At 67.4% G+C, this 15007-nt stretch carries 12 protein-coding genes and 1 pseudogene; 8 read left to right on the top strand and 5 right to left on the bottom strand.

Features of this window, described 5'->3' with window-relative positions:
* The first annotated feature begins 1 nt into the window (after position 1).
* Positions 2 to 463, top strand: a complete 462-nt coding sequence (locus FXF75_RS19820) for a universal stress protein (protein ID WP_163523794.1) — start codon at positions 2 to 4, stop codon at positions 461 to 463.
* A 1-nt stretch (position 464) separates the two neighbouring features.
* Positions 465 to 710, top strand: coding sequence for a hypothetical protein (locus tag FXF75_RS19815; RefSeq protein WP_163523625.1), 246 nt, complete (start codon positions 465 to 467; stop codon positions 708 to 710).
* 243 nt (positions 711 to 953) lie between these two features.
* Here the strand turns inward: FXF75_RS19815 and FXF75_RS19810 are convergent, their stop codons facing one another.
* On the bottom strand, positions 954 to 1448 hold the full coding sequence (locus tag FXF75_RS19810; protein WP_163523792.1) for a hypothetical protein: 495 nt from the start codon (positions 1446 to 1448) through the stop codon (positions 954 to 956).
* Positions 1449 to 1728: 280 nt separating this feature from the next.
* Here FXF75_RS19810 and mutL point away from each other — a divergent pair, with 280 nt between their 5' ends.
* Both mutL and FXF75_RS19800 read left to right on the top strand, forming a co-directional pair.
* The gene (gene mutL / locus FXF75_RS19805; protein WP_163523790.1) at positions 1729 to 3975 is read left to right on the top strand and encodes a DNA mismatch repair endonuclease MutL; all 2247 of its coding nucleotides are present in this window, start codon (positions 1729 to 1731) and stop codon (positions 3973 to 3975) included.
* A 69-nt stretch (positions 3976 to 4044) separates the two neighbouring features.
* Complete coding sequence (locus tag FXF75_RS19800; RefSeq protein WP_163523788.1) at positions 4045 to 5442, top strand: SLC13 family permease; 1398 nt, start codon at positions 4045 to 4047, stop codon at positions 5440 to 5442.
* Positions 5443 to 5456: 14 nt separating this feature from the next.
* Here FXF75_RS19800 and FXF75_RS19795 read toward each other — a convergent pair whose 3' ends face one another.
* From FXF75_RS19795 to FXF75_RS19785, 3 genes and pseudogenes are all read right to left on the bottom strand, one after another.
* Positions 5457 to 5684 carry a hypothetical protein gene (locus tag FXF75_RS19795; RefSeq protein WP_163523787.1) on the bottom strand — a complete coding sequence of 76 codons (228 nt, stop codon included), beginning with the start codon at positions 5682 to 5684 and terminating at the stop codon, positions 5457 to 5459.
* Between the two features lie 53 nt (positions 5685 to 5737).
* Positions 5738 to 7027, bottom strand: a pseudogene (locus tag FXF75_RS19790) (O-acetylhomoserine aminocarboxypropyltransferase/cysteine synthase family protein).
* Between the two features lie 92 nt (positions 7028 to 7119).
* On the bottom strand, positions 7120 to 7956 hold the full coding sequence (locus FXF75_RS19785; RefSeq protein WP_375335554.1) for a Sir2 family NAD-dependent protein deacetylase: 837 nt from the start codon (positions 7954 to 7956) through the stop codon (positions 7120 to 7122).
* Between the two features lie 99 nt (positions 7957 to 8055).
* On the opposite strand from FXF75_RS19785, the gene kdgK1 reads away from it, so the two are divergent.
* Positions 8056 to 9009, top strand: coding sequence for a bifunctional 2-dehydro-3-deoxygluconokinase/2-dehydro-3-deoxygalactonokinase (gene kdgK1, locus FXF75_RS19780; RefSeq protein ID WP_163523785.1), 954 nt, complete (start codon positions 8056 to 8058; stop codon positions 9007 to 9009).
* 130 nt (positions 9010 to 9139) lie between these two features.
* Positions 9140 to 10429 (top strand): PGF-CTERM sorting domain-containing protein, encoded by a 1290-nt coding sequence (locus FXF75_RS19775; RefSeq protein ID WP_163523783.1) that lies wholly within the window; start codon positions 9140 to 9142, stop codon positions 10427 to 10429.
* A 54-nt stretch (positions 10430 to 10483) separates the two neighbouring features.
* Here FXF75_RS19775 and FXF75_RS19770 read toward each other — a convergent pair whose 3' ends face one another.
* Positions 10484 to 10861 (bottom strand): hypothetical protein, encoded by a 378-nt coding sequence (locus FXF75_RS19770; RefSeq protein ID WP_163523781.1) that lies wholly within the window; start codon positions 10859 to 10861, stop codon positions 10484 to 10486.
* A gap of 378 nt (positions 10862 to 11239) precedes the next feature.
* Between FXF75_RS19770 and FXF75_RS19765 the strand changes: the two genes are divergently transcribed.
* A complete protein-coding gene (locus FXF75_RS19765) occupies positions 11240 to 11719 on the top strand; it encodes a FlaD/FlaE family flagellar protein (protein ID WP_163523779.1) in 480 nt (159 codons plus the stop codon).
* Positions 11720 to 11928: 209 nt separating this feature from the next.
* Complete coding sequence (locus tag FXF75_RS19760; RefSeq protein ID WP_163523777.1) at positions 11929 to 14997, top strand: PAS domain S-box protein; 3069 nt, start codon at positions 11929 to 11931, stop codon at positions 14995 to 14997.
* Positions 14998 to 15007 lie beyond the last annotated feature (10 nt).

Raw genomic sequence — 15007 nt, 5'->3', positions numbered from 1 at the left:
GATGTACGAGCGCATCCTCATCCCCACCGACGGGAGCGAAACCGCCGAACTGGCTGTCGAGGAGGCACTCGACATCGCCGAGAAGTTCGACGCGGAGGTGTACACGCTCTACGTCGTGGACACCGACGCTGCGGAGTTGAGCCTCGGTACCGAGCAGGTCGAGCGCATCCGGTCGGGGCGCTTCGGCGAGATGGACGAACTCGAAGCCCGCGCCCGGGAGGCGACCGAACACGTCGCGGCCCGCGGCCGCGAGCGCGGCATCGACGTCGCGGAGCACTTCCGCGCGGGCCGACCCCACGACGTCATCGCCGACTTCGCCGAGGACCACGACGTGGACCTCGTCGTCATGGGTAGCCACGGTCGGTCGGGCGTCCGACGGATGCTCCTCGGGAGCGTCACCGAGCGCGTCCTCCGCTCGACCCACCGGTCGGTACTGGTCGTAGACGAACGGGAGGGCGAATAACGTGACGGCGAGTCGAGTCGGGACCGTCGCGGAGACGGTCCGCGACAACGTCCGAGACCACGTCCGCGAGCATCGGTCGGGCATGGTCACCGACTTCGTGTTCGCCGTCGTCTGGGTCGCCGCAGTGTCCGTGCTGTTCGACGTGCTTCAGGGGCCGACGTGGGCGTACCACCTATCGCTGGCGGGCGGCGTCGTGGCCTACTTCGGCTTCTTCGCGTCGCTGGAGGTGGCCGAGCGCGAGGCGTGACGCCCGCGGATTCCCGGACGCGCCGACCCGACCGGTCTCGCGCCGGGCGTACACCCCAGCGCCTGCCGGTTGCTGAACCCTTTTCGTCCGTCGTTCGTGCGCTCGAACGTCGTGACCGGCGTAGAGGAACCGGCCAGCGTGTCCGAGTGCAATAACAACAACATTGTAAGCTCGTCACACGGGATTTCGTCGGAGTATCTGGCGAATCCGAATCTCGAGTTCTAATCCGCCGCCGACGCAGTTTTACCCTGCTTCGATTGTATCGATACTGACTCGAATGATACCGACTTCTGCTTCGACGTAGAATCCCCGTTTTCCACCCCATCTATCTCGCGTGGCCGTTGTAGTTGGAAGAGCGTCCATCGTCTCTTTTATACGTCTATACTCCGCTTCCGAGATGTTCTTTCGATACTTGTTCTGCGAATCGACCTCGGCAATTGCAGTTTGTACCGGCTCAATGTCCTGAATCGAGTCGTTCCGTCGTTCGAGGACGACGACGTCGCTAGGTACTTCGTTAACCACCTCGGCGTAGACGTGAGGCGTCCCTTGAAGAGTATGGCTATCGAGGGCGGTACATCCTGCAAAAACTGAAAATGCGATTACGATACCGGTCGTAATCAACCGGAGCTTGGACGGAGGACCGCTCATCGTTTTCCTCGAAACGTTACGTTGTTTTAAATTCTCGTGTGAGGAGTAAGAGTCGGCTTCGCTCGCAGCTTCGTTCTCTGAGATGAGCACGTTAATAGCCCCCATCGGGCACTGAAGTGCAAGTTGGCCTCGAGCGATTCGTCGCGAGCAAGAGAGCGCTTTGCGCTCGTCCGAAGAGCAAGTCGTCCGCAATACTGTTCCTGTGAACCCCATTCCCACCGCCGTCGATTGAGAGGAACTTCACGTCGCGGTAGGTCGCGTCCGGACGGGAGACTGGAGTGTACTGGGACTGTAACACCGGATTGATAGTCGCCTGCTCCGTGGGTGGGCACATGACCGCCGACCGTCGTTCGCAAAGGAGGGAACGGAGATGAGCGACCGAATCACCCAGTTGGACGACGCCACCATCCGCCAGATAGCCGCGGGCGAGGTCGTCGAGCGACCCGCCTCGGTCGTCAAGGAACTCGTCGAGAACAGCCTCGACGCCGACGCCGACCGCATCGACGTGACGGTCGAGGAGGGCGGCACGGAGGGAATCGCGGTCAGCGACGACGGTATCGGCATGAGCGAGACCGACCTCCGGGCCGCGGTCCGCGAACACACCACGAGCAAAATCGAGGACGCCGACGACCTCGAAGCGGGCGTGACGACGCTGGGCTTCCGGGGCGAGGCGCTCCACACTATCGGCGCGGTGGCGCGGGTGACAATTACCTCGAAACCGCGCGGCGGGACCGAGGGCACCGAACTCCGACTGGAAGGCGGCGAGGTCGAGTCGGTGGGTCCCGCGGGGTGCCCGGAAGGGACCACCGTGGAGGTCACCGACCTGTTCTACAACACCCCCGCGCGCCGGAAGTACCTCAAGACGACGACCACCGAGTTCTCGCACGTCAACACGGTCGTCACGCGCTACGCGCTGGCCAACCCCGACGTGGCGGTGTCGCTGACCCACGACGACCGCGAGGTGTTCGCCACGACCGGCCGCGGCGACCTCCAGTCGGCGCTCCTGTCGGTCTACGGCCGGGAGGTCGCCACGTCGATGATAGCGGTCGAAGAGTCCGAGACCGACCGCGGCGTCACGGTCTCGGGCTACGTCAGCGACCCCGAGACGACCCGAAGCACCCGCGAGTACGTCTCCACCTACGTCAACGGTCGGTACGTGAGTTCGCCGGTCGTCCGCGAGGCGGTCCTCTCGGCTTACGGCGGCCAGCTATCGGCCGAGCGCTACCCCTTCGCGGTCCTGTTCCTCGACGTGGCCCCAGACGAGGTGGACGTCAACGTCCACCCGCGCAAGATGGAGGTCCGGTGGGGCGACGAGAGCGCCGTGAAGGAGACGGTCGAGACCGCGGTCGAAGAGGCCCTGCTGGACCACGGACTGGTCCGGTCGTCGGCCCCCCGAGGCCGGAGCGCGCCCGACGAGGCCCGCGTCGAACCCGAGCGTGACGACGGCGGCGGCGCGACCGAGCACCGGAGCGACCCCGACCGAGGGAGTGACCGCGGAAATAGCACCAGAGTCGAGCAGACCGAACTGACCCCAGAAGCCGACAGTGCAGAGCGCGAGCAATCGACGCTCGACGCCTCGGAGACCGCGGGGGCCACGTCCGGAACTGCCGAGGCGGACCCGGAGACCGCGGAAGCGGACGCTGGGTCGCCGGAGACCGGAGGACGCAGTTCGACCGCCAGCGAGCGGACGAGTTCGCACGCGAGCGAGCGCGGGAGCGCGGCGGCGGAACCGCGTTCGAGCGACGCGAGCGACGGGACGACAGTCGGACCTGAGGCGGGTCCGTCCCCGAGCGGAACTGACCCGAGTTCGTCCCCGAACGCAACTGACGCGACTCCGTCCACATCCGAGCGCGAGTCCTGGGAGACCGACGCTGCGTCCGAGGGGTCTCCGTCCGCCGACGCGGACGCCGCGCGGAAGTTCTCGGCTCCCACGGAGTCCGGGACGCTCTCGGGGGAGACGACCGACGACCCGGCGTTCGACACCCTCCCGCGGATGCGGATTCTGGGCCAACTCCACGACACCTACGTCGTGGCCGAGACGCCCGAGGGACTGGTGCTGGTGGACCAGCACGCCGCCGACGAGCGGGTCAACTACGAGCGGCTACAGGCGGAGTTCGAAGACGACGCGACCACACAGATGCTCGCCCAACCGGTGGAACTCGAACTGACCGCGGGCGAGGCCGCGGTGTTCGAGGAGTACCGCGAACCGCTGGAGCGACTCGGCTTTCGGGCCGAGCGCGCCGAGGGAGACGGCGAGAGCGACCGCCGAGTGGTCGTCCGGACCGTACCGACCGTGCTGGACGCCGCGCTCGACCCCGAACTCCTCCGGGACGCGCTCGGCGAGTTCGTCTCGACCGACCCCGACGACCGAGGCGACACGGTCGCGGCGGTCGCCGACGACCTGCTGGCGGACCTCGCCTGTTACCCCTCGATTACGGGGAACACCTCGCTCCGGGAGGGGTCGGTCGTGGAACTCCTCTCGGCGCTGGACGACTGCGAGAACCCCTACGCCTGCCCCCACGGTCGGCCGGTAATCATCGAGTTCGGCGAGGCGGAGATAGAGGACCGGTTCGAGCGCGACTACCCCGGCCACGTCGGGCGGCGTCCGCAGGAGTAGACCGAATTTACAGGCAAGTCCGGGGCCGAGCAGGTCAGTTAAACGGCCGCTGTGACAACCGTCGGAGCGATGGTCGATAGCCGAGTCGTCGGGCGGATTCGTTCACCGGCCGTCGCGTTGCTACTCGCCGCCGTCGCCGGAGCACTCGCGTGGCGGGGGACCCCCGTCGGGAGCGAGACGGCGACGATGCTCGGAATCGCGGCGTTCTGCATCGTGCTGTGGGTACTCACGCCGATTCCGCCGTCGTACACCGGTCTCGTCTGCATCGGACTCGTGGGTGCGACGTTCTCGGCGGACCTCGCGCTGGTCGGGTTCCAGTCGCCGGCGACGTGGCTGGTCGGGTTCGGACTCCTCGTGGGCGAGGCGACCCGCCGGAGCGGACTGGGGTCGTGGGCGGGGCGATGGCTGGTCGCGCGGAGCGTCCCCGACCGAGCGCGCGACGACCCGGTCCGGGCCTACGCTTCCCTGCTGGCCGCGATGTGCGCCGGGGCCGTGTCGCTGGCCTTTCTGGTCCCCTCGACGCTCGTCCGGGTCCTCGTGCTCGCCCCCGTCCTCCGGGAGACCGGGTCGCTGTTCGACTCCCGAGAGGCGAAAGTCGGACTGTTCGTCGCGCCGCTGTTCGCGACCTTCTACGGGTCGGTCGGCATCTTCACCGCGGGGTTGCCCAACATCGTCATCTCCGGCATCGCCGAGTCGGTCGGCGGTCCCTCGGTGTCGTGGACGCGGTGGACCGCGACCCTGTTCCCCGTGATGACGGTCGGGCGGACGCTGCTCATCGCGGGCGCGACCTTCGTCATGTACCGCCCGTCGGCGTCCGCGACGGTGGACGTTCCGGAGGGCGGACCGGCGACGCCCAGCGCCTCGGTCCGGCGCATGTTCCTGTTCCTGTTGGTCGGGGTCGCCGTCTGGATGACGGACTCCGTCCACGGTCTCCACCCGCTGTTCGGCGCTATCGCGGTGGTCGTGCTGGCCTTCCTGCCGAGAGTCGGCGTGGTCGATTTCGAGGACGTGAGCGGGGCGGTCGATTACTCGATTCTGTTCTTCATCGGCGCGGTGTTCGCCGTCGGCGAAGGACTGGCCCGGACCGGGTTCGCCGATTCGGCCGCCGAGTCGCTGCTCGCGCTGGTTCCGACCGACGCGGGACTCCCGGTCACGCTGGGGGTCGTCTTCCTCGCGACGCTCGCGCTGACGTTCCTGATGGAGGGACTGGCGGTCGCGAGCGTCGTCACGCCGGTCGTCGTCGAGTACGCCGGGCAGGTCGGGGTGCCGGTCGAACCCGTGATGATGACCGAAGCGATGGCGCTGGCCACCTACTTCTTCCCGTTCCAGTCGGCGGTGTTGGTCGGGATTCTGGCCGAGGACGTGGTGGACGCCCCGGAACTGATTCGGAGCGCGACCGTCTTCTCGCTGCTCAGTATCGTGGTGCTGGTCCCGATTCAGGTGGGCATCCTCGTCCTGCTGTACTGAGTCGGCCGGAACGGTCAGGCCAGTCGCGTCCGCGCCGCGTACAAGAGCACCGAAAAGAGCGCGACGGCGACACCTTCTACCGCTCCGACGAACGATGCGGCGACGCCGGCGAACAGGACCGCGACCGCCCAGAGGTTCGCCTCTAGATTGGAGACTCGCTCTAGCCCGTCGAAGTAGACCCGGAACGAGAGACACGCTATCAGGAGGACGCCGACCTGCAGCACAACTTGTTTTATCTCCATCACTTTCGGTAGTCTCATCGAGAGTAAAAAAAGTCCGCCGTCAGCCTCGCCCGTCAGGCGCTCTCGCTGGCCGCCGCGATGGCCTGCTCCAAGTCCCCGACGATGTCCTCCACGTCCTCGATTCCCACCGAGAGCCGAACCAAGTCAGGCGTCGTCCCGCTGGCCAACTGCTCCTCCTCGGTGAGTTGCTGGTGGGTCGTGCTGGCGGGGTGGATGATGAGCGTCTTAGCGTCGCCGACGTTGGCGAGCAGACTCGCCAGTTCGGTCTCCTCGGTGACGGCGCGTCCGGCCTCGTATCCTCCCTCCAGTCCGAACGTTATCATGCCGCCGTAGCCACCGTCGAGGTACTCGCTGGCGTTCTCGTGGGTCTCGTGGCTCTCCAGACCCGGGTAGTTGACCCACGCCACGTCGTCGTGGTCGTCGAGGTACTCGGCGACTTCCAACGCGTTCCGGGAGTGGCGCTCGACCCGCAGGGGCATCGACTACAGTTTCTGGAGGGTGACCCACGCGTCGAAGGGCGACTGCTGGTTGCCGAGGTCCCGGAGACCCCGGGCACGGGCGGCGTACGCGAACGCGGCGTCGCCGAACGCCTCCCGGAAGTTGATGCCGTGGTAGGCCGGATTCTCGTCGGCGATTTCGGGGTAGTCGCCCTCCTCCCACGGGAAGGTGCCGCCGTCTATCAGCGCGCCGCCGACGGTCGAACCGCTCCCGTGAATCCACTTGGTCGTGGAGTGCCAGACGAGGTCCGCGCCGTGGTCGATGGGGTTGCAGAGGTACGGCGTGGCGAAGGTGTTGTCCACGAGCAGGGGCACGTCGTGGTCGTGAGCGATGTCGGCGATGCGCTCGATGTCGGGCGTGACCAGCGCGGGGTTGCCGATGGTTTCGAAGTGGACGTAGGCGGTGTCCTCGTCGATGGCCTCGTCGTAGGCCTCGTAGTCCAGCGTGTCCACGAACGTCGCTTCGACGCCGCGCCGCGGCGCGGTGTGGGTGAAGTAGGTGTAGGTCCCGCCGTACAGCGAGGAGGCGGTGACCACGTTGTCGCCCTCGTCGGCCAGCACGAAGGTCGCGAGGTCGAGGGCGGCCATCCCGCTGGCGGTGGCGAGTCCCGCGACGCCGCCTTCGAGCGCGGCGAGTCGCTCTTCGAGCGTGGCGTTGGTCGGGTTGGTGAGTCTGCTGTAGATGTTGCCCTCCTCTTCGAGCGCGAACAGCGAGGCGGCGTGTTCGGCGTCGTCGAAGACGTACGAGGTGGTCTGGTAGATGGGCGGTGCCCGCGCTCCGGTCGCGGAGTCGGGCGTCTGTCCCGCGTGGACGCTGTCGGTGTGGATTCCTCGGTCGTCGGTCATGTTCGTTCGGAGTTACGACGACCACCGGCTTACGTCGGCGGAAAGATGCAACTTCTGCTCGGGCGACGCGACCCCGGCAAATTTGGGTCAGATTACCCGACCACCGCGTCCCGGAGCGCGGGTAACACCTCGGTCACGTCCTCGCGGAACACGTAGTCGGCCCGCGCGTCCAGCGGCGTCTCGTCCAGATTGACCAGAATCAGGGTCGCGCCCGACTCCGCCGCCCTCGCGGGCAGCGACGCGGCGGGTTCGACCGTGAGCGACGACCCGGCGACCAGAAACACATCGCTGTCGGCCGCGAGACGCTCGGCGCGGGCGAGCGCCTCGGCCGGGAGACGTTCGCCGAACAGCACGGCGTCGGGTTTCAACACGCCGTCGCAGTTCTCTGTCTCGCACCGGGGCGGTCGCTCCCCGTCCCGCACGCGCTCTCGAACGTCGGCGGCGGGCACCGCGCGACCGCACCGCTGGCAGACCGCGCGGCGGGCGTTGCCGTGGAGTTCCAGCACCTCGTCGGAACCGGCGTCGCCGTGGAGACCGTCGATGTTCTGCGTGACGACGGCGTCGAGGTGGTTCCGCGCGGAGAGGGCCGCCAGCGCGTCGTGGGCCGCGTTCGGTTCGACGCTGGCGTCGAACAGGTCCGACCGGAGTTCGAGCCAGTCGGCCCAGAACCCGCCGGGGTCGCGCCGGAATCGGTGGACGTCGAAGGTATCGGGGTCGTACTCCGACCAGATGCCGTCGGACACGTCCGACGAGCCTCCGCTCGCTTCGCTCGCGGAGATGCCGCCCTCGCCGCGGAACGGGGGGACGCCAGACGGGACGCTGACGCCCGCGCCGGTGAGCGCGTCGCGGCGTCCGCGGTCCGGAGTTCGCGGGCGGCGGCGTCGATTCGATTCATGTCCGCGGGTTAGGGTCCGGCGGACAAAAGCCACGCGACGGCGCGGTCGCTCGGGGCGGACCGCTCGAACGCCGGGAGGCGAAAGCTATCCGCGACCGAGTAAATTATGGCCCACCCCCGCGACGAACGACGTATGACCGACCTCGTGACCTTCGGCGAGACGATGCTCAGACTCTCCCCGCCCGACGGCGAGCGACTGGAGACCGCCGACGACCTCGAACTCCGGGCGGCGGGGGCCGAGAGCAACGTCGCGGTCGCGGCCTCGCGCCTCGGCGCGACCGCGGCGTGGACCTCGAAACTCCCCGACTCGCCGCTCGGGCGGCGCGTGGCGTCGAGTCTGCGACAGCACGGCGTCGAGACGGACGTGGTGTGGAGCGACGACGGCCGACAGGGGACCTACTACCTCGAACACGGCGGCAAGCCGCGCGGAACGAACGTCATCTACGACCGGGCGGGCGCGGCGGTCACGACCGCCGAGTCCGAGGAGTTGCCCGTCGAGCGGGTCCGCGAGGCCGACCGGTTCCACACGAGCGGCATCACGCCGGCGCTCTCGGAGACGCTCGAATCGACCACGGCCGACCTGCTCGCGGCCGCACGGGAGGCCGGGACGACGACCTCCTTCGACGTGAACTACCGGTCGAAGCTCTGGGACCCCGCGGAGGCCCGCGAGACGATGGAGGCGCTGTTCCCCGACGTGGACCTCCTGCTGGTCGCCGAACGCGACGCCCGCGACGTGTTGGGCCGGGAGGGCGACGCCGCCGACATCGCGGCGGGACTGGTCGAGGAGTTCGACTTCCGGACCGTCATCGTCACCCGAGGCGAAGACGGCGCGCTGGCACGCCACGGGGGCGAGGTGTACGAGCAGTCCGCAATCGAGACCGACACCCTCGACCCCATCGGCACGGGCGATGCCTTCCTCGGCGCGTTCCTCGCGCGGCGACTCGCGGGCGACGGCGTGGCGACCGCGCTCGAATACGGGTCGGCGACCGCCGCCCTCAAGCGCACGATTCCGGGCGACGTGGCGGTCGTCACCCGCGAGGAGGTCGAGTCCGTGCTGGCCGAGGAGGGCGACGAAATATCGCGGTAACCGAGGCGTTCCGGCGGACAGGTTCGGAGACCGATGTACGGGGTCGTCCATCGGTAGAGGTCGCTCCCGTCACGCGATTTTCACGAGGCCAGAAGACGTATAACGGACTGCTGTTTCAGGGCGAACCGCCATGAAACGAGTAGCGACCGCACTGATGGTACTCGTCGTGACGGCGAGTATCGCCCCCGCAGCGCTCGCAGGTAGCACCGCCTCCACGAACGCGAAACAGGCGTCCGGGCAAGCGTACGCCGGAACGCACGTCTCGTTCGACGCCGAGAACAGCGCCGTGACCGACTACGCGGTCCGCGGCGAGACGATGTTCGACTCCCTGAAGGTCCAGTCCGCGAGCGAAGTCGAGAGCGGCGGTCTCGTCGACGTCGGGGCCTCGCTGTCGGCCGTGACCCGAATCGACGGCGCAGGTCTCAGCGTCGGCGCGACGACGAAGACCGAGGCCCGCGTCCGGGCCGAGAGCGGCGCGACCGTGACCGCCCACGACAACGGACACGGCGTCCTCGTCGTGGAGTCCAACAAGTCGAACTACGCGGTCGCCAACCTCTCGGCGGGCGCGAACGCCTCCGCCGAGAGCGAGTCGCAGGTCGAAGTGACGACCGAGAACGGGACCGAAGGCACCTTCCTCGTCGTCGGCGAGGGGAACGTCACCGTCAACGACGACGGCGACGTGACCGCCCACCTCGGCGAGGACGGCCGACTCGTCTTCCGGTCGTACCCCGAGGGCAAGGACGAGAGCGACGACGAGCAGGAGACGCTCATCGCCGAGGGCGACGCGAAGGCCGAGACCTACGTGATGGCCGAGAACGCGAGCGACGGCGACAGCGCCAGCGGTAACGTCGTCGTGGATACCGTGAGCTACGACCAGAACACCACGGTCGAGACCGAGCAGACCGCCGAAGGGACGGTCACCCTCGCGGTCAACCGGACGACCCACGAAGGAACCGTCCTCATCACCAGCGTCTCCGAGAACGTCGTGAACGCCTCGGAGGGCGTGGCGGTGAGCGTCGACGGCGAGGCCGCGGTCGAGGCCGCGACCTACAGTCAACTGAAGAGCGCGGTCGGGAGCGAGCAGTCGCGCTACATGCTCCAGAGCGAGGGAAGCGCGTCGGCCGACGCCAGCGCGGACGTGCTGGTCGCGGTCAACCACTTCTCGGAGCGCACGGTCTCGATGCAGTCGGCGTCGTCCAACGAGACGACCACGGAGACGACCGACGACGGCCAGACTGCGGACGACACCCAGACGGCCGACGACACTCAGACGACCGACGACGGAGAGACCACCGGCGAGACGAACACGACGACGGTCGTGGACGACGAGACGGACAACGGCGCGACTGTCCCCGGGTTCACCGCCGCGACCGCGGTCGTCGCGCTCCTCGCGGCCGCCCTGTTCGCCCGGAGTCGGTAGTCAGGCGATAGCTCTTCCCGTTTTTGTAGTCCGTTATTTCGAAAAAGGAGGACGTTACCGGCGGCGCTTCCGGACGGCGGCACCGAGCGTCGCGACGGCGACCATCAGGCCGAGGGCGCTGGCGACCTTGCGCTTCGGGCCGCCGCTCTCGTCGCCGCCGATTTCCGGTTCGGGACCGTGTTCGTACTGCCCCTCTTCGGACTGGGACTGTCCGCCGCTGCCGCCGCTCTTGCGCTTCCAGACGAGGACGCCGACCGCGGCCACGAGCGCGAGCAGACCGAGCAGTTTGCCCTTGCCGCCGCCGGACGACTTCGAACCGGAGGACGACTTCGAGTGAGTAGCGGACGACTGCGTTCCCTCGGAGGTCTCGCCAGAGTAACGGTACTCCTCGACGAGAGCGGGCTTTTCCAGATTTATTTCTACGATTGCCATGCGATATAGTTCGGCGCTCAGATACGAATAGGTTGCGGCTACTTCGGTCCTCTCGGTCTGCGGAGGTCGTGTCGGTTCGGCGTCTGTTTCCCCCCAACTGTCCGCTTCCTGTCCAATATCGTGATTGCGAGATAGAACACGGCTACTGGGAGACGGAAGGCAGCGGTGACCGACACGTTGCGGTCGGAGGTCGGGAAATTGCGATGACCACGGTTCGGAGGCGCAGATACCGCGGCCTGACCGCGATACTGCTGGCAGAGACCGGTAACGAGACCCGGTCGGTTCGCGACTCAAACGGCGACTTCCGTTCTGTCAGTCAGTAGAAGGGCAAGAAAACTTAAATGGTCGGTGTGAGTTACCCGAACGTACCCGACTACTATGCCGACGACGACCGGAGATTACGACCTGCGCGAACTGCGTCGCCTCGCGGACCCGAACCGGGAGACCCCCGAGGAGTTCGAAGACGACGCGGAGTTGCCCGCGTCGCCCGAGGAGGTGCTGCGCCACAGCGAGCGCGACGAACTCGTCCGACTCCAGAGCCAGTTCTCGGCCGCGGGGGTGCTCCCCGAGCGACCGTACCTCGAAGCCCTCCCGAACCAGTACAGCACCGAGGTCGTCGTCTTCGAGTGGCTCGACCTGCTCATCAACAAGGCCGGGTTCGAGAACACGGGCAACGCGCTCGAATACTACGAGGAAGTCGGCTGGATAACCACGCGGGTCCGCGAGAACCTCCGGGAGTACATGCGAGGGTTCTCCGAGGTCGATAGCTTCGACCCCGACAAGCCCGGCCCGGCCGACCTCGACGTGGACGACCACGTGCTGAGTCTGGTGTACATCGCCCGTCTGGCGTCGGTGTAGGTCGCGACGTTCTCGGTCCGCAACGCCGGGCACGAGTCGAGTCGCTCGTTCGACCTTCGAGGAATCCGGCGAAACCGACGCCCGAGACGAGCCATCGGTTTCCGTACGACCAGAAGTCGAAACGACCGGGTGTAGATACTCGTGCGAGGAGTCACCCGCGAACCCCGGCGAGCGCCACACTATTCATCCACTAGTCCGTACACCCATCAATGGAAGCCGAAGAGAGTCCCGATGGAGACAGCGAACGACCGCCGGAAGCGCCGTCGGGGTTCGACGAGGGCTTCTTCGACGGGATGGTCGCGGCGGCGACCGACGCGGTTCTCACCGCCGACGCCGACGGGACCATCGTCTACGCGAACCCGGCAGTCGAGGACCTCCTCGGCTACGACCCGGCGGAGATGCGGGGCGAGCGGTTCGTCGAGTTCGTCCCCGAACGCCTCCGGGAGCGATACGCCAGTTGGTTCGAGCGCCACGTCGGCGGCGAGAGCGGGACGCCGCTCGACGACGAGAACTACGAGGTGACGTTGCTGACCGCCGACGGGACCGAGACGCGACTCTCCGTCTCGGGGTTCACTCACGAGAGCGACGGCCGGTCGCTGTTCACGGGGTTCGTCCGCGAAGCGCCCGACACGGACGCGTCGGGCGAGCGACTCCGCGAGGAGGAGGCGCTGGTCGCGGAGATATTCGACACGAGTCCGACGGCGTTAGCCGTGCGGGACGCCGACGGCGAACTGTTGCGGGCGAACGAGCGAGCGGCCGAACTGGTCGGCGTCGGGGACGACAAACTCCCCTACGACGCGGAGGGCGACGCCGAGGAGTGGACGGTCTACGACACGGAGGGCAACCGACTGTCGAAGGACGAGTACCCCGTCAGCCACGCCTTCGAGACCGGCGACCCCGTCTGTAACGAGGAGGTCATCGTGGAGCAACCGTCCGGCAAGCGAGTCCACCTCTCGGTCAGCGCGGCCCCGGTGCGCGAGGACGGCGACGTCGAGCGAGTCGTCAGCGCGGCCGAGGACATCACCGAACTCAAAGAGAGCCAGTACGAACTCGAACAGCGCCGTGACGAACTCGAAACAGAACTCTCGGAGGTGTTCACCCGCATCACCGACGCGTTCTTCGCGCTGGACACCGACTGGAACGTCACCTACGTCAACGACGAAGCCGAGCAACTGCTCCTCCAGAGCGAGGCGGAACTGGTCGGCGAGAACGTCTGGGACGTGTTCTCGGAGGCCGTGGGAACGACGTTTCAGCGCCAGTACGAGCGAGCCATGGAGACGCAGGAACCGGTCTCGTTCGTGGAGTACTACTCGCCGCTCTCCACGTGGTTCGAGGTGCGGGCCTACCCCTCGGAGACCGGCCTGTCGGTGTACTTCCGAGACGTGACCGAGCGCAAGGAGCGCGAACGCGAACTCGAACGCTACGAGACCATCGTGGAGACGGTGGACGACGGTATCTACGTCGTCGGTCCCGACGGGACGTTCTCGATGGTCAACTCCGCGTTCGAGGAGATAACCGGCTACGAATTCGACGAACTCCGGGAGGTCTCGCCGTCGATATTCTACGACGACGAAATCGAGCGAGAGGTCGAGCAGCGACACCGGGAACTCGTCGCCGGGGAGCGGTCCGCGGCGACCGTCGAACACGACCTGAAGACCGCCGACGGCGACACGGTTCACGTCGAGGTGACGTTCGTGGTCAGGCCGACCGACGACGGGTCGGACGCCGACTACGAGCGAATCGGCGTGCTTCGGAACGTGACCGAGCGCAAGGAGCGCGAGCGCGAACTCGAACGCTACGAGACCATCGTGGAGACGGTCGGCGACGGCGTGTACGCCCTCGACTCCGACGAGCGGTTCGTGATGGTCAACGACGCCTTCTGCGAGATGATTAACTACGACCGGGAGGAGATTCTCGGCGAACACGCGTCGGTCGTTCACAGCGAGCGAATCAACGAGGAGGCCGCCGAGATGACCGACGCGGTCACCGACGAGATGGGGAGCGCGACGCTCGAACTCGAACTCCGGACGAAGGACGGCGGCACCGTCCCGGTCGAGACCCGGTTCGGTCCGTATCGGTACGACGACGAGGCGTTCGCCCGGACCGGCGTCGTGCGCGACATCACCGAGCGCGTGCGGTTCGAGCAGACGCTGACCGCGCTCCACGAGTCGAGTCGGGAACTCCTCGGACTCGAGACCGCCGACGAGGTCTGCGAGGCGGTCCTCCAGACCACCACCGACGTCTTGGGCATTCGGGGTGCCGGAATCTACCTGTACGACGACGAGGCGTCGGAACTGGCCCCGTGTGCGGTCTCGGACCACGTCGCCGACATGTTCGGCGACCTCCCGACGTTCGGTCCGGGCGACGAGTCAATCACGTGGCGCGCGTTCGCCGATGGCGAGACCGTCACGTTCGACGACGTGGCCGAGACCGACCTGACGTACCGCGACGACACGCCGCTCCGGAGCGGTATCTGGATTCCGCTCGGCGACCACGGCGTCCTCGCGGTCGTCTCCGAGGAAGTCGGCGCGTTCGACGCCGACGACAGGGAACTCGCCGACCTGCTGGCGGCCACGACGGAAGCCGCGCTGGACCGCGTCGAGCGAGAGCGCGAGCGCCGGGAACACGAGCGCGAACTCGAAGCGCAGAACGAGCGACTCGACGCCTTCGCCAGCATGCTCGCCCACGAACTCCGCAACCCGCTGGAGATAGCCCAGATTTACCTCGACACGGGCGTCGAGAACGCGCTCGGCGAGGACGCCGACGCGTCGGCGTTCCGGGAGGTCGAGCGCGCCTTGGACCGCATCGAGGAGATGATAGACACCCTGCTCGTGGTCACGCGCCGCGGCGGGTCGGTGGACACGACCGAACCGCTGAACCTCGGCGAGGCGGCCCGCGAGTGGTGGGCGGACCTCGACCCCGACGGGGCGCTCTCGGTCGAGACCGACCGCGAGATTCGGGCCGACCCCTCGCGCCTGCGCCAACTGCTGGAGAACCTCTTCCGGAACGCGGCCGAACACGGCGGACCAGACGCGACGGTCCGAGTCGGGAGTCTACCGGACGGCTTCTACGTCGAGGACGACGGGCCGGGCATCCCCGAGGACGAGCGCGAGTCGGTGTTCGAACCGGGTTACTCGACCAGCAACGTCGGTGTCGGGTTCGGTCTCGCGGTGGTCGAACAGTTGGTAGACGCCCACGACTGGGACTGCGAAATCACCGAGGGCGAGTCGGGCGGGGCGCGCTTCGAGTTCACCGGCGTCGAGACGCCCGACGAGTGATTTTCGCCGT

Source organism: Halorussus sp. MSC15.2, from assembly GCF_010747475.1.
Taxonomy (GTDB): domain Archaea; phylum Halobacteriota; class Halobacteria; order Halobacteriales; family Haladaptataceae; genus Halorussus.
This window is presented reverse-complemented; position numbering and strand designations above follow the sequence as displayed.